Here is a 17979-nt window from a genome sequence, read left to right on the forward strand (position 1 = left end):
CTATGGGTTTAAAAATTCTATTTACCGTTCTGCTGGTGTTGCTGAACGGGTTTTTTGTGGCGGCAGAATTTGCGCTGGTGAAAGTTCGCAGCTCTCAGATTGAACTGCGCGCCCAAGGAGGCAACCGCCTGGCCAAGCTCACCCTGAGCATGCTACAAAACCTGGACGCCTACCTCTCCGCTACGCAGCTCGGCATTACGCTGGCCTCGCTGGCTTTGGGTTGGATTGGTGAAAGCGTAGTTTCCGATGTAGTGCTCAGTATTCTGCACTCACTCGGCATTGGCGTGAGCAGTGTTACGGTTCACACGTTTTCGGTGGTGGCCGTGTCCTTCATTGTCATCACGTCGCTCCACATTGTTATCGGTGAGCAGGCCCCAAAAGTGCTGGCTATTCAGCGCCCCGAAACGATCTGCATGGCTGTTGCAGCACCCCTGCGCGGCTTTTATGTTATTACGTTCCCGCTGATTTGGCTGCTCAACAAGCTCTCTAACATGGTAGCGGGCTTGTTTGGGGGCCACGTTACGCATAACTCCGAGGCCCACTCGGCCGACGAGCTACGCCTGCTGCTGGATCAAAGTAAGCAGAGTGGCGAGATTCAGGATTCGGAGCACGAACTCATCGAGAACGTGTTTGAATTCAACGACCGTATGGTGAAGCAGATCATGGTGCCTCGCACTAAGCTCTCGGCCATTGATGTGCACACCACGCAGGACGCCATTTTGGAAGTAGTATACAACGAAGGCTACTCCCGTATTCCGGTGTACGAAGGCAACATCGACAATATTGTGGGGGTGCTATACGTGAAGGACCTGCTGCAAATTATCCGACGTCAGGAGCCCATCGAACTGCCCAAGATCATGCGTCCTGCCTACTTCGTGCCTGAGACTAAGAAGATTAACCGCCTATTGCGTCAATTTCAGCGCAAGCACATGCACATGGCCATCGTAAGCGACGAGTTTGGTGGAGTGTCTGGCATCGTCACCATTGAGGACATCATGGAGGAGCTGGTGGGCGAAATCCAAGATGAGTACGACAACGAGGTACCGGTAGTGGAGAAGGTATCGGAGGGTGAGTACCGCGTAAATGCTGCTACTGCCGTGCCTGACGCCAACGAGTACCTCCCCTACCCTCTGCCCGAAGGCGACGACTATGAAACGGTAGGGGGCTTGCTCAACGTTATCTATGGCAACATTCCGGAAGTTGGCGACGTGGCCGTGCTCGACAACTACGAGTTCAGGGTGTTGAAACGCTCCCGCCGCTCGGTAGAGCTGGTGCAGCTTCGCGTAACTGCTCAAGAAGAGAGTGAACAGGAAGCTGACGAGGCGTTAGAGTTGTAACACAACAGCAACACATAGCCAATCAGAAAGAAAAAGGCCTTCATCGTGGTGAAGGCCTTTTTCTTTCTGATTGGCTATGCCTCAACATATGGAGGGTTAGGTACCACTGAACCAGCTGGCATACAGCACATAGTTATCGGCTGTGCGCTGAATAGTAGCCTGCTGCTCTTCCGTAATGGGCTTAATCTTGCGGGCCGGAATACCTGCATACAAGTAGCCTGGCTCACATTGTGTGTTCTCCAGCACCACCGCGCCGGCCGCAATAATGCAGCCTTGTCCCACCACGGCCTTATCCATCACAATAGCGCCCATCCCGATCAGGACGTCATCCTCTATGGTGCAGCCGTGCACAATGGCCTTGTGGCCAATGCTCACGCGGTTGCCAATTGTAGTAGCGGCCTTCTGGTAGGTGCAGTGAATCACGGCTCCGTCTTGAATGTTGGTCTGCTCTCCAATCCGGATGCTGTTCACGTCGCCCCTAATGACGGCATTGAACCACACCGTGCACTTGGCGCTGAGGGTCACATCACCTACAACGGTAGCATTATCAGCCAGAAAACAGTTGGGGCCTATTTGTGGGTAGTGGCCTTGAACAGACAGGATAAGAGCGGGCATATGAGTAAAAGTAAGCTGAGTTATGTATAGGTACTCGAACGGCACCTTGCGGGCCACTGCCCTTTGGACCGTATCAGCCGGTCAACATTCGTTTCCAAGTACCCTTTTCCCAGTTGTATTTCAGCGTACTAGGAAGGGCCTGCCAAAAGTACTTGCTGGTTTCTACCGCAAAGCTGGGCTGCATATAACAATTGATGGTACAACCCTCGCACTGCGGTAGGCGACCTTCTAACGCAGCTAGTTGCTGCACTTCTGCAGAGTTATATAGCTCGCGGAGGTTACCTGCAATGGGAAACTTACGTTCACCTAGGTGATAACAGGGTAGCACCAACTCATTACTGGGCGAAATAACCAAGGTAGTGCTAGCCGCCCGGCACACAGGAGCGGCCACGTGGTTGCCACCGTCGCGACGTAATTGAATGAAGGCTTCGTTGAGGTATACGCCGGGGCGCTTACCGAAGGCCGATAAGTAGTTGAGTTCCTCGGCCGTGAGTTGCTCCCCAGTTTCTACTGTATTGTACTCAAAGGCCGGGTTAAGGATCAGTACCAACTTATTGGGTTGGGTGATATCACGGTACACGGCCTCCAGGTCTTTAAGATTTTCCCGAAAGACGGTGAACAAGATATCAGGTCGCTCGCCCAGTTCCCGGGCTACCCGGATGCTCTCCAGCACAAAATCGTAGCAGGCCACGCCCCTTCCCTTATCGTGCACTTCCTTTTCCGAAGCATCTAGGGAGAAGTGCAGCATATCTACTTTGCCCCGCAGCTTGGTAGCGTATTTGGGATACAGCAGGCAGTTGGTTGTAAGGGTCGTGATGAAACCCATATCGTGCGCCAAGCCTACAAACTCGTGAATCTGGCGGTGCAATAGTGGTTCGCCACCCGTAAAATCAACTACCGATACTCCTAAGCGTTTCAGGTCGCGCAGGTTCTGCTCCACATCAGCTAGCTGAATGTAGGGCGAAGGTTTTTCCCAGATGTCGCAAAACGAGCAACGCGCATTACACCGGTACGTCACGTAGTAATTGCACAGAACCGGATGACGAACAAGGCGCATAACGTAGCGGGGTAAAGCAGATCGGGCGGTTAACCCAGTCTAGAAGTTCGGGGCAAAGGTACGGCCCACCGCCGAGAGCTAACTACTTGCCTTTTCCTACGCCAAGAACTAGTGTGGCAAGGCACCCCAAGCCGTGTCCCACTTCTCAGGTGTGGCGGCAATGGCTTCGGCTGTGGCAGGGCCATAGTGCTCCAAATAATAGTTGCAGATGCCCTTTAGTGGACACTTGGCGCAATCGGGCTTGGTATACAGGCACACACGCTGCCCGTGCCAATAGTTGTGCTTATGAAAATTGAGTAGCGCCAGCGAATCTTTTGGCAACTGTTCCAATAGCACCTGATGGGCTTTGTCGGCGGATGCTTTCGGTCCAATGAGTCCTACGCGCTGAGCAATACGGTGCACGTGTGTGTCAACGGGTAGCACCGGCTTGCGAAAGTTGAAGAGTAGCACCAGGGAGGCCGTTTTCAGTCCAATCCCAGGCATATCGTTCAGCCACTGCATTCCTTTTTCCGTTGGCCACTCCTCCAAAAAGTCGAGGCTGAATTCTCCTCGCTCGGCCTGAATGCGGCGCAGAATTTCCTGGATGCGCGGTGCTTGAGTATCGGGCCAGCGCGTCGTCCGAATAGCGTGGGCCAACTCAGCCGTGGGAGCAGCCAATACGCCCGCCCAGTCCCCAAACGCCTCCAGCATCCGGTCGTAGGCCAGTTCCTCGTCGGCGTGGGTAGTACGGTGAGAAAGTACCGTGGAAATCAGTTCCCGCATAGGTGAGCGGCGCGGCACATCTTGAGTAAGCGGCGGATAAAAACGGTTGAGAAGCAGGTGGTCCTGCCAGGTTTTTTGGGCGGCAGGCAGGTCGTATGCTATGGGCAGGTCGGTCATGTGCGGTTGTACCGCCTGCGGCAGCGGCGGGTTGCACACTGCCGAGCAAAGAATGCGGGCACAAAAAAGCCGGCGGCACCTAGTGGTACCGCCGGCTTGCTATACAGGGCTAGCGCTGGGCGCCGTTTCCTTAGATGGTGCCTTTTTCAGCAGCCTTCTTCAGCTTCTCGTTGGCGAAAATGGCAACCTCTACGCGACGGTTGGCAGCGCGGCCAGCTTCCGTAGTGTTGTCAGCAATGGGCTGACGTGAGCCGTAGCCCGTTACGGTAAAGCGCGAAGCATCTACCCCTTGCTGCTGAGCATAGTTAGCTACAGCCTGAGCACGGCGCTGCGAAAGCGGATTGTTGATGGCGTCGTTGCCGCTGGTGTCGGTATGGCCTTCTACTACTACGTTGGTGTCACCGTATTTCACCAGGGTTTTAGCAAGCTCCTGAATATTTTCCTGAGCTGAAGCCGTCAGAGCCGAGGAGTTTTTCGTGAAGAGCAGGCCCGAATCGAACGTGATTTTAATGCCTTCCCCTACGCGCTCTACTTTGGCACCAGCCATCTCCTTGCGCAACTCAGCTGCCTGCTTGTCCATACGACGGCCGATAAGAGCGCCACCAGCACCACCCACGGCGGCACCAATGATAGCACCACCCGCAGTGCTGTTCTTACCACCAATTACGCGGCCCAGTACGCCACCTACTACGGCGCCACCACCTGCCCCAATCAGACCACCTTTAGCGGTTTTGCTCCAAGGCTTCTTAGCAGTGGTAGTAGTGGTTTGCGCTTCGGCGTAGTTGCTACCCAACAGCAGCACGGCCAGGAGTAATGCAAATAATGAACGAAGAGATTTCATGGGAAGAAATTTGGGTGTTGGTGCGTTGAACGTGTGAAGAGAATCTCGCTGGATTTCGGTGCAAATCTATACCGAATGTTCCAACCGTATTAGGCATTTTGCAACCACCTTGCCAAAAACGAAAGGAAGCGGAAAAAATTGTTTAAAATTCACTTTCTAGCTGACTAAGCCACTATTGGCCTTGGGCGAAAATAGATTTAACCCCCCAGTAGGCCATCACCTACCATCTATGCCGTCTTGTTAGTAGCTCGGTATAATCCTTTTTAACCCGACCAGAATACCCGAAGAACTGTGTATTCGTAGCACACCTTTACCAGCTTTTACTCTAGGTTTACTGATAGGCTTCCACCCAAACAAAAAGGGCGACCCAGTGGGTCGCCCTTTTTGTTTGCTTGAAACAAGTCGATTACAGCGTGCCGTTTTCAGCAGCCTTCTTCATTTTTTCGTTGGCGAAGATGGCAACCTCTACGCGACGGTTAGCCTGCTTGCCTTCCATGGTAGTGTTGTCAGCAATAGGCTGAGTAGAGCCATAGCCTTTGGTCGTTACGCGCGCAGCATCTACTCCTTGCGAAATCGTGTAGGTAGCTACTGACTGAGCGCGGCGCTCCGACAAGGGTTGGTTGATAGCATCCGAACCGGTGTTATCGGTGTGGCCTTCTACCAATACGTTGGTGTCGGGGTACTTTTTCAGTACGTCAGCCATTTTCTGAATTTCGGTCATCGAAGCCTGACGTAGGTCAGCCTTGTTGGTGTCGAAGAGGATACCCGAGTCGAAGGTGATTTTGATACCCTCGCCTACGCGCTCTACCCGAGCGTTCTGCATGTCTTTCTGCAGTTCCTCGGCCTGCTTGTCCATTTTACGGCCAATCAGAGCACCACCGGCACCGCCCACGGTAGCACCAATAATAGCACCGGCTGCCGTGCCCGACTTGCCACCAATTACGCGACCTAGTACGGCACCGGCTACGGCACCACCGCCAGCACCCAGCAAACCTCCTTTAGTGGTTTTGCTCATGCCCGTTTTGCGCGGACCAGTGCCGTTTGTATCAGCTTCGGGGATGTTGGGGTTACGTGTGCTAGTGCTGGCACAGGAGCTCATGAACAGCACCAAGGCCATGAATAGAGACAGAAGAGAGTTGCGAGATGTCATTGGAATGGAACTTAGTGGAAGGGTGAAACAGAATAGGGAGTAAGCGTCTGCTGATGGGCTTTACTGCACTTTCGGGAAAAATGTTTGCACAGATAGACCAAGCGCTATATCTATCCGAGGCACGTTGTTTGTCCCCGCTCGGTGGCAATAAGAAAAGCCCGTCAAACGCGCCGAATGCACGTCTAACGGGCTTTTTTCAAAAAGCTTGCCGAAAATATTAGGTATTTCTTTTAGTGCGCTGCCGTGCGCGACGTAGTCTTTTCAGTAGCAGGTACTTCGGCAGGACGTAGCATAGTAAGCAGATCCGTGAGCTTTTGCTTCAACTCCTTCCGATCCACAATGAAGTCGAGGAACCCATGCTCCTGCACAAACTCCGCGCTCTGGAAGCCTTTAGGCAGGTCTTTTCCAATTGTTTCTTTGATAACCCGCGGACCGGCAAAGCCAATAAGTGCGCCAGGCTCGGCAATGTTAAAGTCACCGAGCATAGCGAAAGATGCCGTAACGCCGCCCGTGGTGGGGTCCGTCAGCAGGGAAATGTAGGGAATACCTGCCTCTGAAAGCAGTGCCAGCTTAGCCGATGTTTTGGCCATTTGCATCAGAGAATAGCCGGCTTCCATCATGCGGGCACCACCAGAGCGCGAAATCATGAGGAAAGGCACCCGGTGCTGACGGGCGTAGTCAATAGCACGGGCAATCTTCTCCCCTACTACTGAGCCCATAGAGCCCCCAATAAACTTAAAGTCCATAGCGGCTACTACTAGTTCCACCCCATTCATGTGGCCGTGGGCCGAGCGCACTGCGTCCTTCAGGCCCGTATTTTTCTCGGTAGCGGCTACGCGCTGGGGGTAGGCTTTGGTATCTACAAAGCTGAGTGGATCGGCGGACCGCAAGTCGGCGTCCAGCTCCTGATACTCGTGGTTGTCGAATAGGAAGTCGAAGTAGTCGGCGGCATCAATCCGGTCGTGGTGGTTGCACTTGCCGCAAGTAGATAGCAGGCGCTTGTGCTCCGCCATCGTAGCTACCGTCTTGCACTCAGGACACTTGTACCACAAGCCGTCGGGCGTCTCTTTCTTCTGCTCCGTCGGCGTGACGATGCCTTTCTCTACGCGCTTAAACCAGGACATAATATATACTTAGAGGGGTCGTGAGAGGAGTTGAAAAGCAGGCACCGGCCAGACAAAGAAGGAGGCGGTTGCGCTTTTCTATGATGCAAGTTAGCGCAGAATACAGAAGTGCGAAATGGAAAGCCACCGAACTCAAACCGGAAGTATACGGCCGGGACCTACTTATAGTGCACGAAACGCTGCTCTGGGCATGCTATATCAAGCTGAATGGAGTAGCTCTTAAGGCACTCGTGCTACTGTTCAGTTAGCCTTTGCTACCAGATTGCAGGCCTCTCGTTGCTGGCGTGGCTGTTTTTACGCTTTTTAGTACACCAACCCTACTCACAGCCACCGCTTAGCCAATGTAATGCCATTTTAGTTTTGCCATCAAAAAGTATGGGGAGCAGCAAGCAGAAGAAAAGAACGGCAGGTAAGCACTACTTTAATAGACAGACGGTGCGGCTTAGGAAGGCAGCAGTAGCAATGCAAGATCCGGCTTGAGGCCGTACCTTACCGCCGGGGAGTTAGGTTCTTCACTTAACTTCTCAAATGTGGTACTCCAACGTGTCTTTTTTGTGAAAAACCTTTCTGCACTAGCTTTCTGCGCATTGCTAGCAGCCACGGCACTACCAGGCTGCGTGGCCTCCAAAAAATACGATGACCTGAAAGCCCGCCAAGCGGCCACCGAACAAGCCCGCGCCGACATAGAGCGCCAGCAGCGCCAAGCGGTAGCCGAGCTTAAGAAAGCCTCGGATGAACTGGCCCAACTACGTCTGGAAACCCGCCGCCTCATCGACGACTCCACCGAAACTGGCCGCAGCCTACGCCGTACTCGTCAGCTCAACACCCAACTCACAGACAGCTACGATAAGCTTCTGAAGAACTCCGACCGCGCCATGTCGGACAAGAATGCTGATTACAACAAGGTAGCCAAGGACTTGGCCCGCCGCGAGGCTGAACTAGGAGAGCTGGATACCAACCTGAAAAAGAGCCGGGCCGATATCGACAAGCTTACTGCCGACCTTACGGCCCGCGAAGCCCGCATGGCCGAGTTGCAGAAAGCCTTGGCTCAGAAGGACAAGGCCGTGAATGACTTGAGAAACAGCGTAAGCAACGCCTTGCGCGGCTTCAAAGGCACTGATCTGGAAGTAAAGATGAAGGATGGAAAGGTGTACGTTTCGCTCTCGGAGCAACTCCTTTTCAAGACGGGTTCCACCAAAGTAGACCCCAAAGGCCAGGAGGCCCTGAAACAGCTAGCTGCCGTGCTTCAAAATCAGCCCGACGTGAATGTGGTGGTAGAAGGCCACACCGACAATGTAGCCTTCACAAGGCCTACGGCAGCTATGCAAGACAATTGGGACTTGAGTGTACTGCGTGCTACGGAAATTGCGCGGCTGCTTACCACTGGTGGTATTCAGCCCCAACGGGTAACGGCATCGGGCCGCTCTCAATATGTGCCCGTGGCCCCCAACGATTCGCCAGCCAACAAAGCCTTGAACCGCCGCACGGAAATCATCTTGACCCCAAAGCTCGACGAGCTATTCAAGATTCTGGACACGAACTCATCAGGCGGCCAGTAAGCATTTGAATAGCAAATTTTTACCAAGCCCCCTTTAAGTGCTACGTTGACTTGCTCGACGTAGCACTTTTAGTGTCTTCCCATCGCAGCACTTCATGCTATGTACTTATGAAAAAATTAATCTTTTACGCTACACCTTTTTACTCGGCTGGCTATTGATAACGGCTGATAATGATTGTCCTATTAATGTTAGCGAAGTTCGCACCATTACCTTTTTAGTTACCAACCAAGTACTAGCTACTTCCCAGCGGCGGCCGCTCTATCTACCTGCCAGCCCTAATCCATTCCGCGAGGACGTATCATTCCGGTTAGCTTCGCCTCAGTCCGTCATGATAGTAGATGGCCTGGGTCGAACAGTGGAACACCTCACTAGCCACCCCGATGGTACCGTGACGTGGAAGCCTACCGCTACTGTATCCCCTGGCCTATACGTTGGGCGCACCGCCGACGGCCGCCAACTCGTACGCTTAGTTCGCGAATAACCAAGCCGGGCAACACAAAGGGCCGGCTCCATCAGGAGCCGGCCCTTTGTGTTGGGGTACTACTTCCAATTAGTTGGATGAAGTAGGCAGGTCGAGCACAAGACGAGCGAAGTAAAAGCCCCCGTTGTAGCCAAACTGGTTGGGGTTATACACGATGCGTCCGCGGTTGGTATTGTCGAGCGAAGAGCTAAAGCTCAGGTTTGGATCGACGGAGAAGTTATTGGGGTTGTTGCGCGGATTTGTGCGAAACCGATCCGGATACACGTCGAAGATGTTGTTGACGCCAACAAAAACAGTGGCAAATTTAGCTACCTGAGCACTCAGCGTCAGGTCGGTTACCCACTTAGCCGAGAAGGTCTGGTCGATAAAGGAACGCGTGGGGTCAGCATCCTTATACTGCACCTGGCCAAACCGAACCGTACGAACCTCCACGTTGAAGATACGGTAGCCGTAGTTGGCCGTCAGGTTAATCTTGCTGCGAGGTTGCCCGGCCTCAATGCGGGCCCGCTGTTGGCGGTCAAAGAGGGTATTTTGCAGGCTAGGGTCGTTTTCGATAGTAGGGGCCGTGTTGATCTGGCGCACCTTGGTCTCGTTGAAGTTGGCGGCCACAGTTAGGCCTAGGCGACTCTCGCCTACGGATAGGCGCTCGTTCACCACAATGTCGATACCACGCGTGCGGGTGTCAATGGCATTGGCAAAAAACTGTACCCGGCCAATTTCAGGGTAGGAAGCAAGAATCTGGTCTACCGTGCCGGTAGCCACACCGCTCCGCGCGAACTGCGACGTGAGCACAATCCGGTCTCGGATGTCAATCTGGTAGGCGTCTACCGTCACCGTCATCGTTTTCAGCACGCGGCCGGTTACGCCCACGCTATAGTTAGTCGATTTCTCCTGCTTTAGTGAGGGCACGCCAAACCCTTTCACGGCATCGGTGAACTGGTTGCGCACAATAGGGTTGTCGTTGTTGACGGTGAGCACCTGCTGGGGCACTCCACTCACAAACTGGGTGCTGGTGTTAGTGAAGTAGCGCTGCTGCAAGGACGGCGCCCGGAACCCGTTGCCAATGGTGCCACGCACTGCTACATCTTCCAGAATGCTATAGCGGGCGGCTAGCTGGCCGCTCACGTTGTTTCCGAAGTCGCCGTAGCGCTCGGCACGGCCGGCGGCCCGCACAAGCAGCTTTTCCGTCAAGTCGCTTTCCAGGTCTAGATAGCCCGCCGTGTTGGTGCGGGAGCGGTTTAGTTCGTCGGTAGGACGATACCCTGGGAATACCTGCGCACCTGAGGCCGTGGGCGCGCCGGCCGCGGTTGTACGCCCGAAGTTGTCCCAGGAGCCTCGTTCGCCAGCCGCAATGCTGTAGTTGTCGCGCCGGTACTCGCCCCCAAAAGCTACGTTCAGAGTAGCGAGGCCCAGTATATCAGTAAAATGACGCGAGAAGTTGAGGTTGCTGGTGTTTTGCTGGAAGGCAATCGTGCCCGCATAAAACTCCCGTGGGCTAAGACCTAGGGGGTAAGATGCATTCAACGTATTGGTAATATCGAAACGAATGTCGTTGCGGCCGAAGGTATTACTTAAATCAGCCTCGAAGCCCAGCACCTTGGCTCGCACTCCCGCTAGTACCGACTGGTCATTAATTGTGGTATTGATGAATGGTAGAAAGCCATTGGGGTAAATAGTTAGGTCGCTCTGAGTGAGCTGGTTGGGCAGGCGATAAAAACCGGCGGCTTTGCCCGTGCGGTGCGTCACCCCCGCCGTTACGTAGGCCTCAAGCCCGATGCTGGGTGCCAGCGTGAAGCCACTGTTGAGGAAGCCCCCAATGTTGCGCGACTCCGATTGCCCTACGCGCATGTTCCGGCGGTCGAAGCCATTTTGAGCTACTAGTGCATCATCCTGGGCTTTCAACTCGCGGCGCCGTTGTTCGGTATTGGCTGCAGCAGGATAGTTGCCGCTATTGCTGCCTAAGTACATTAGGGGCGCGGTGTCGTCGCCGCTACGGTTAGTATAGGCGCGGTTCTGAAATTGTCCGCTTAGGTTGAGAAAGCCACGCCCGCCAAGCCCAATGCCCACGCTGGCGTCGGCTTGGTAGGTGTCGCCGTCGCCCTCGTAGGTTTGGCCCACGGTGCTGCTGGCTTGCACGCCGGTGGTGTCGTCTTTTAGCTGAATGTTGATAACACCGGCAATGGCGTCGGAGCCATACTGGGCTGCCGCGCCTTCCCGCAGCACCTCAATGCGCTTGATGGAAGCATTGGGAATGGTGTTCAGATCGGTACCCACTGAGCCACGGCCTACCGTACCGTTGATGTTTACGAGAGCGGAGCTATGACGCCGCTTGCCGTTCACCAGCACCAGCACTTGGTCGGGGCCCAGGCCACGCAGAGAGGCGGGGTCTACGTGGTCAGTACCATCGGAAACGGCCTGCCGCGACGACTGAAATGAAGGCGCCGCGTACGTCAGGATCTGAGCAACATCTACCTGCGCAAACGCTTTAATTTCACGGGGCGAAATCACGTCCACGGGCGAGGTAGTAAGGATGTTGGACCGTCCCTCGGTAGCGCGTGAGCCCGTTACTACCACTTCATTCAGGTCGGTAGCGGCATCCTGCATACGCACTTCCAAGGTAGTGCGGCCGTTCAGCGGAATCTGTTGGGTAGCAGCTCCAATGGCCGATACAACCAGCGTAGCCGTTGGCGATACACTGAGAGTAAAGCGGCCACTGGCATCGGTGCTGGTACCATTGGAGGTGCCCCGTTCTAGCACTGTAACGCCCGGCTGGGCAATGCCTTTACTGTCGAGCACTCGGCCCGAAACGGAAACGGTTTGGGCCCAGGCGTGCGCCGGCACTAGCAAGGCAACGAGAGGAACAAGTAGTAGTTTTTTCATGCGTGCGCAGTAAACTGGTTATATAAAAGAGGGGAAAGCAAGCTCTACTCATTCAAACCGCTGTAGCCAGATCCGCCGGCGCAAGTCAACTACATAGTTGAGGTAATATAGATACAGAAATACAATATCAATTATGTAATTTGTTATAGGCTTATTCCTTGTCTGTCAACAAGCAATCTACTGGTAAGCAAAACAGTACTGCACAATACTTCCATTTGTGCTTCAACATCTAAGCGTTTCTGAGGTTAGCACTTGCTAGCGCCCCGCAACGGTGCGCCTCGGAGCCCGTCTTTCTCGTACTACCACTCTCTTCGCCTTTCCTTTTCTACTATGAATACTGAACCTGACAAGCCCACCGGCCACGACGAGGCCCGTCGGAATTTCCTTAAGCAGTCGTCGCTGCTCACGGCCTTTACATTCGTACCCGGCCCCGTAGTGCAAGCCGCCTCCGGCGAGCTAGACGAGAAGGTAGCGGCTGCCTTTGAGAAAGTCACGCTTAAGCTGGACGTAAACGGTGTGAAGCACAAGCTTTCCGTGGAGCCCCGCACCACCCTACTGGACCTACTACGCGAGCAGCTGCACCTCACGGGCACCAAAAAAGGCTGCGACTATGGCCAGTGTGGCGCCTGCACCGTGCACGTGGATGGACAGCGCGTAAATAGCTGCCTCAGCTTTGCGGTGATGCACGAAGGCAAGAAAATCACCACCATTGAGGGCTTAGCCGACGGGGACAAACTCCACCCCATGCAAGAGGCCTTCGTGAAACACGACGGCTTTCAGTGTGGCTACTGCACCCCCGGCCAGATTATGTCGGCGGTAGCGTGCGTGCGCGAGGGCCACGCCGGCTCCGAAGCAGAAATCCGGGAGTATATGAGCGGTAATATCTGCCGTTGCGGAGCCTACTCCAACATTGTAGCCGCCATTCAGGAGGTGAAAGACGGGGGACAAAAAGTATAAGTAGGAAGCCATGAACCAGTTCCAATACGTCCGCCCTACCAAACGACAGGCTGCCATTGATGCAGTAGCCAAGGATACCACGGCCAAGTTTATTGCCGGCGGTACCAACCTCGTTGACCTGATGAAGCGGGGCATCATGACCCCACAGAAGCTAGTTGACATCAACCGCCTGCCGCTCACCAAAATTGAGCGTGAAAATAACGGCCTGCGCATTGGTGCGCTGGCTCTGAACTCGACCGTAGCTGACGACAAGCAAGTGCGCGAAAAGCAGCCCTTGCTGTCCTTGGCGCTGAATGCCGGGGCCTCGGCGCAGTTGCGCAACATGGCTACAGTAGGCGGCAACATGTTGCAGCGCACCCGCTGCAGCTATTTCTACGACCTGGCCATGCCGTGCAACAAGCGGGAGCCAGGTACTGGCTGCGGCGCGCTGGAAGGCGTAAACCGCATGCACGCCATTTTCGGGTTTAGCGACAAGTGCATTGCCGTGCATCCTTCCGATATGAGCGTGGCCCTAGTAGCCCTAGATGCCACAGTACAAGTAAGCGGCCCTAGAGGCAACCGGAGCATTCCCTTTGCCGACTTTCACCGCTTACCCGGCGACACGCCGGAAAAAGATACTAACCTGGAGCCCGGCGAGCTAATTACGGCCGTAGTTGTACCCGATGGCCCCTTTACCAAGCACGTGCACTACCAAAAAGTACGCGAGCGAGCCAGCTACGCCTTCGCCCTATTATCGGTGGCGGCGGCGCTAGACATTGATGGTAACAACACCATTAAGGCGGCGCGGCTGGCTATGGGTGGCGTGGCGCACAAGCCCTGGCGCCTGACCGCCGCCGAGCAGGCCCTGGTGGGCAAGCCCGCCACCGAAGACACCTTCCGCCAAGCGGCTATCGTGGCCATGCAGGGCGCCAAAGCCTTCAAGTACAACGCGTACAAGCTCAAGCTCGGTCCCAACACCATTGTGCAAGCCCTTAAAACCGCTGCGGCGGCTTAATTCCCGACTTTGTTATGAAAGAGCAAGCACAAGACAAGCAAATCGGGGCGCCCATGAACCGGGTAGATGGCCGCCTGAAAGTAACTGGCGCGGCCAAGTACTCGGCCGAGTATGAGATACCCGGTATTACCTACGCCGTACTGGTTGGCAGCACTATTACCAAGGGGCGCCTTACTAGCATTGATACGCGCGCGGCCGAACGGGCTCCGGGCGTGCTGGCTGTTATCACCCACTTCAACTCGCCCAAGGTTCCGGGTTTCGACACGGCCGGCAAGGACCCCTCTCAGCCCGCTACCGTGGGTGGCCCGTTGAAGATCTTTAAAGATGATCTGATTCGCTTTAATGACCAACCTATTGCGCTGGTAGTAGCCGACAGCTGGGAGCGGGCCCGCTTTGCAGCGCGGCTGGTAAAGGCGCAGTACGCAAAGGAAAAGCATCAAACCAACTTGGAGGCCAACGCGGCGCAGGCGTTTCTACCGACCTCAGCTAAGAAGAACCCGAAGTCGCCGATGGCTGACTACCAGCGGGGTCAGGTGGATGCCTACAAAACCGGCGCTATCAAGCTGGAAAGCGAGTACGTGATTCCCACGGAGGTGCACCACCCCATGGAATTACAGTCGATTACGGCCCACTGGGAAGCGCCCGACCGCCTCACGCTCTACGACAAAACCCAGGGCACCCTGGCTACCCGCCGCGACTTTGCCCGGGAGTGGAATCTGCCGGAAGAAAATGTGAAGGTGATTGCCACCTTCGTAGGAGGCGCCTTCGGTAACGCCCTGCACAGTTGGCCGCATGAGTCGGCAGCCATTATTGCCGCCAAGGTGGTAAACCGCCCCGTAAAGCTCATGCTCACCCGAGAGCAGATGTTTACCATGGTGGGCTACCGGCCTTATACGTGGCAGAAGCTGGGCATGAGTGCCACGCCCGACGGTAAAATCACGGCTATTACGCACGAGAGTATCGGGCAGACTTCTACCTACGAGGAGTTTACCGAATCGACGCTGGCCCAGACGCGCATGATGTACCAGTCGCCGAACGTGACGACGCGCTACCGCCTGGCAGCCCTCGACATTGGCTCGCCTATATGGATGCGCGGTCCTGGCGAAGCTACCGGCGCCTTTGCCTTGGAATCGGCCATGGACGAAATGGCCCACTTGCTGAACCTGGACCCGCTGGAGTTTCGCCTTCGCAACTATACCGATCAGGACCCCGAGAAAAATAAGCCTTGGTCAACTAAGTTTCTGAAGGAATGCTACCAACTGGGTGCCGAACGCGTTGGCTGGAACAAGCGTCAGCTAAAGCCCGGCTCCCTCCGCGACGGTGACTGGCTTATTGGCTACGGCATGGGCGTAGGCACCTTTGGAGCTCACCGTGGAGCAGCCACCGTGGGCGCCCAGTTGCTGCCCAACGGCACCGTGTTGCTTCAGTGTGCTACCACCGATATTGGACCAGGCACTGGCACGGTCATGACTCAAATTGCGGCCGAAACGCTGGGCCTTTCGCCTCAGAAAATCACGTTCGATCTGGGCAAATCCAGCTATCCTAAAGCGGGTACCCAAGGCGGCTCCTCTACGGTAAACAGCGTAGGGCCAGCCGTACAGGAGGCCTGCCTGGCTCTGAAAGACAAGCTGCGCGGCATAGCCGCCAGCAGTAACGCCGCCTTTGCCTCGGCTAAGAAGGAAGACGTGACCCTCACGGATGGTTACCTCACGGTGGGCGGCAATGCGGCTACCCGCGTGGCCTACGCCGACCTGCTGCGCCAACCCGAGGCGGCAACTGCCGTGACGGTGGAAGCCAAGCCCGGTCCCGAGGGCCAGAAGTATTCCATGTACTCGTTTTCGGTACACTTTGCTGAGGTGCGCGTGCACCAGCTAACGGGCGAGGTGCGCGTGAGCAAGCTGGTTTCTTGCGCCGATGCCGGTACCATTGTGAATGAGAAAACGGCCGGCAACCAGATGAAGGGCGGCGCCGTGGGAGGTATTGGTATGGCCCTGATGGAGCATGCTACCATCGACGACCGGTTTGGCCGCTACGTGACCAAGGACTTCGCCGACTACCACGTACCCGTGCATGCCGACTCGCCCGACGTGCAGGTAGCCTTTGTCAACCAGCCCGACCCCCACGTGAATGCACTAGGCACGAAAGGCATCGGCGAAATTGCCATTATTGGCGTGGCGCCAGCCATTGCCAACGCCATATTCAACGCCACCGGTAAGCGCATTCGGGAGTTACCCATCACCCCGGACAAGTTGATTTAAGCATGTCATACAAAAAGGGCGGCACCTCAGGTAGAGCGAGGTGCCGCCCTCTTTTGTGCTCGTTCCGGCCATGGCAGCCTAGGCTTGCCCGCAAGTAATAACGACGCTATTTCCTACCAGACTGGTACAGAACTAGGTGTTCTCAAGAACGGGTCGTGAAACTTCTCGGCAAAAAGTGAACGAAGAACTTCTGAGCTGGGCGCCGAGAAAATCATCTACTTTAGGTCAGCTACCCATCACCTCTTCACAACTTGCATGAGGAAACTTCTTCCCTTTATCTGCGTGCTGCTCCTACTGCTGGGAGGCTTTGCTCTTACCAGTTACCGCTCGGCGCCTACTCCGCATAGCCCATCGAAGCCCAAAGCGTTTCAGGTGGTTGAGACTACCATTGCCGACGTGCACCAAGCCTTCAAGCAAGGCGACTGCAACTGCGAGCAGCTAGTAACGGCGTACTTGCAGCGCATTGAGGCCTACGACCAGCCGACCAAGCTGAACGCCATTGTGCTCACAAACCCGCAGGCCCTGGAAATTGCGCGCCAGCTAGATGCGGAATACCGCAGCACCAAGAAGCTGCGGCCCTTGCACTGCATCCCGCTCATTGTCAAGGACAATTACAACACCGCTGGTTTGCAAACCACTGCGGGCTCCTTAGCCCTTAAAGGGTTTGTGCCCCTGGAAGATGCTACCACAGTGAAAGCCCTGAAGGCAGCCGGCGCCATTGTACTGGCTAAGTCGAATATGGCGGAATGGGCGTTTAGCCCTATGGTTTCCATTAGCTCTTTAGCGGGGGAAACGCTGAACCCCTACAACTTGCTGCACGTGCCAGCAGGCTCTAGTGGCGGCACGGCCGCAGCCGTAGCAGCCAACCTTGGCACGGCGGGCCTGGGCACCGACACGGGTAACTCTATTCGCGGGCCCTCGTCGCACACGGCGCTGGTTGGGTTTCGGCCTACCTTAGGGCTAGTGAGCCGAGCAGGCATTGCGCCCCTCTACCTGCGCAACGATACCGGTGGCCCCATGACGCGCACCGTAGCCGATGCTACGCGCCTCCTGGAAGTGATGGCCGGCTACGACCCCGCCGATCCGCTGACGAAGTACAGCGAAGGCAAAATCCCGAAAAACTACCAGCAATTTCTTGATAAGAACGGCCTTAAAGGTGCCCGCATCGGGGTGCTCCGCACGCTTAGTGAGCGAAAGCCCGACCCACAAGTGAAGGCCCTGTTCGAGCGGGCTATTGCTGATTTGCAGAAGGCGGGAGCCATCATCGTTGACCCCGTAGAGGTACCCAACTTCGCCAGCGTCAGCAAAGACCAGTGGTGCTCCGTATTTCAACACGACATCAACGACTACCTGGCGGCGCTGGGCCCCCAAGCCCCGGTAAAGAGTCTGAACGACATTGTGGCGTCCGGCAAGTTCGCGCCCTACATCGCCGAGAACCTTACGTATCACCAACAGCATACGGAAGGGGCCCAGGGTACTACCTGTACCGATGCCTACACCGATACCAAGCGCATTGCTTTTCGCAAAGCTATTACCGACGTGATGGACCGCTACCAAGTAAGCGCCCTTATCTACCCAACTTGGAACAACCCGCCCGCTAAGGTAGGCGACTTCAAGGGCTACAAAGGCGACAATAGCCAATTGATTGCCCCACACACCGGGCAGCCGGCCTTCACCGTTCCTATGGGTTTCACTTACGACAACCTACCCGCGGGCCTTCAACTCCTGGGCCGCCCCTTCGACGAGCCTACCCTTATTAAGTACACTTACGCCTACGAGCAAGCTACCAAGCACCGTAAAGCACCTGCGCTTTTCCCAGCATTACCAGCTAGCAAATAGCTGTCCTT

The 17979-nt window shown here is 55.4% G+C and carries 14 protein-coding genes; 7 read left to right on the plus strand and 7 right to left on the minus strand.

Annotated features, from left to right (window positions below; all coding sequences use genetic code 11):
* Nucleotides 1–2: 2 nt before the first annotated feature.
* The gene (locus tag CHB83_RS05515; protein ID WP_045687614.1) at nt 3–1337 is read left to right on the plus strand and encodes a hemolysin family protein; all 1335 of its coding nucleotides are present in this window, start codon (nt 3–5) and stop codon (nt 1335–1337) included.
* A 96-nt stretch (nt 1338–1433) separates the two neighbouring features.
* Here CHB83_RS05515 and CHB83_RS05520 read toward each other — a convergent pair whose 3' ends face one another.
* From CHB83_RS05520 to accD, 6 genes are all read right to left on the minus strand, one after another.
* The gene (locus tag CHB83_RS05520; protein ID WP_045688929.1) at nt 1434–1952 is read right to left on the minus strand and encodes a gamma carbonic anhydrase family protein; all 519 of its coding nucleotides are present in this window, start codon (nt 1950–1952) and stop codon (nt 1434–1436) included.
* Between the two features lie 73 nt (nt 1953–2025).
* The gene (locus tag CHB83_RS05525; protein WP_089331955.1) at nt 2026–3009 is read right to left on the minus strand and encodes a radical SAM protein; all 984 of its coding nucleotides are present in this window, start codon (nt 3007–3009) and stop codon (nt 2026–2028) included.
* A 108-nt stretch (nt 3010–3117) separates the two neighbouring features.
* Nucleotides 3118–3888, minus strand: coding sequence for an endonuclease III domain-containing protein (locus tag CHB83_RS05530; RefSeq protein WP_245855288.1), 771 nt, complete (start codon nt 3886–3888; stop codon nt 3118–3120).
* Nucleotides 3889–4018: 130 nt separating this feature from the next.
* Entirely contained in the window at nt 4019–4729 is a 711-nt protein-coding gene (locus tag CHB83_RS05535) for an OmpA family protein (protein ID WP_089331956.1), read from the minus strand.
* A 406-nt stretch (nt 4730–5135) separates the two neighbouring features.
* The gene (locus CHB83_RS05540) at nt 5136–5879 is read right to left on the minus strand and encodes an OmpA family protein (RefSeq protein ID WP_236705000.1); all 744 of its coding nucleotides are present in this window, start codon (nt 5877–5879) and stop codon (nt 5136–5138) included.
* 230 nt (nt 5880–6109) lie between these two features.
* Entirely contained in the window at nt 6110–7003 is an 894-nt protein-coding gene (accD, locus tag CHB83_RS05545) for an acetyl-CoA carboxylase, carboxyltransferase subunit beta (protein WP_045688926.1), read from the minus strand.
* A 554-nt stretch (nt 7004–7557) separates the two neighbouring features.
* Between accD and CHB83_RS05550 the strand changes: the two genes are divergently transcribed.
* Together CHB83_RS05550 and CHB83_RS05555 are read left to right on the plus strand one after the other, a co-directional pair.
* Entirely contained in the window at nt 7558–8562 is a 1005-nt protein-coding gene (locus tag CHB83_RS05550) for an OmpA family protein (RefSeq protein ID WP_245855289.1), read from the plus strand.
* 94 nt (nt 8563–8656) lie between these two features.
* Nucleotides 8657–9043, plus strand: coding sequence for a hypothetical protein (locus CHB83_RS05555; RefSeq protein WP_089331957.1), 387 nt, complete (start codon nt 8657–8659; stop codon nt 9041–9043).
* A gap of 69 nt (nt 9044–9112) precedes the next feature.
* Here CHB83_RS05555 and CHB83_RS05560 read toward each other — a convergent pair whose 3' ends face one another.
* On the minus strand, nt 9113–11923 hold the full coding sequence (locus tag CHB83_RS05560; protein WP_089331958.1) for a TonB-dependent receptor: 2811 nt from the start codon (nt 11921–11923) through the stop codon (nt 9113–9115).
* Between the two features lie 330 nt (nt 11924–12253).
* On the opposite strand from CHB83_RS05560, the gene CHB83_RS05565 reads away from it, so the two are divergent.
* The 4 genes from CHB83_RS05565 to CHB83_RS05580 all read left to right on the plus strand — a co-directional run bounded on the left by CHB83_RS05565 (nt 12254) and on the right by CHB83_RS05580 (nt 17971).
* Entirely contained in the window at nt 12254–12880 is a 627-nt protein-coding gene (locus tag CHB83_RS05565; RefSeq protein WP_045689583.1) for a (2Fe-2S)-binding protein, read from the plus strand.
* A 10-nt stretch (nt 12881–12890) separates the two neighbouring features.
* Nucleotides 12891–13874, plus strand: coding sequence for an FAD binding domain-containing protein (locus CHB83_RS05570; RefSeq protein WP_045689582.1), 984 nt, complete (start codon nt 12891–12893; stop codon nt 13872–13874).
* 14 nt (nt 13875–13888) lie between these two features.
* Nucleotides 13889–16132, plus strand: a complete 2244-nt coding sequence (locus tag CHB83_RS05575) for a xanthine dehydrogenase family protein molybdopterin-binding subunit (RefSeq protein ID WP_089331959.1) — start codon at nt 13889–13891, stop codon at nt 16130–16132.
* A 255-nt stretch (nt 16133–16387) separates the two neighbouring features.
* Nucleotides 16388–17971, plus strand: coding sequence for an amidase family protein (locus tag CHB83_RS05580; RefSeq protein WP_089331960.1), 1584 nt, complete (start codon nt 16388–16390; stop codon nt 17969–17971).
* Nucleotides 17972–17979 lie beyond the last annotated feature (8 nt).

The sequence above is a fragment of the Hymenobacter mucosus genome (assembly GCF_900188255.1).
Taxonomy (GTDB): domain Bacteria; phylum Bacteroidota; class Bacteroidia; order Cytophagales; family Hymenobacteraceae; genus Hymenobacter; species Hymenobacter mucosus.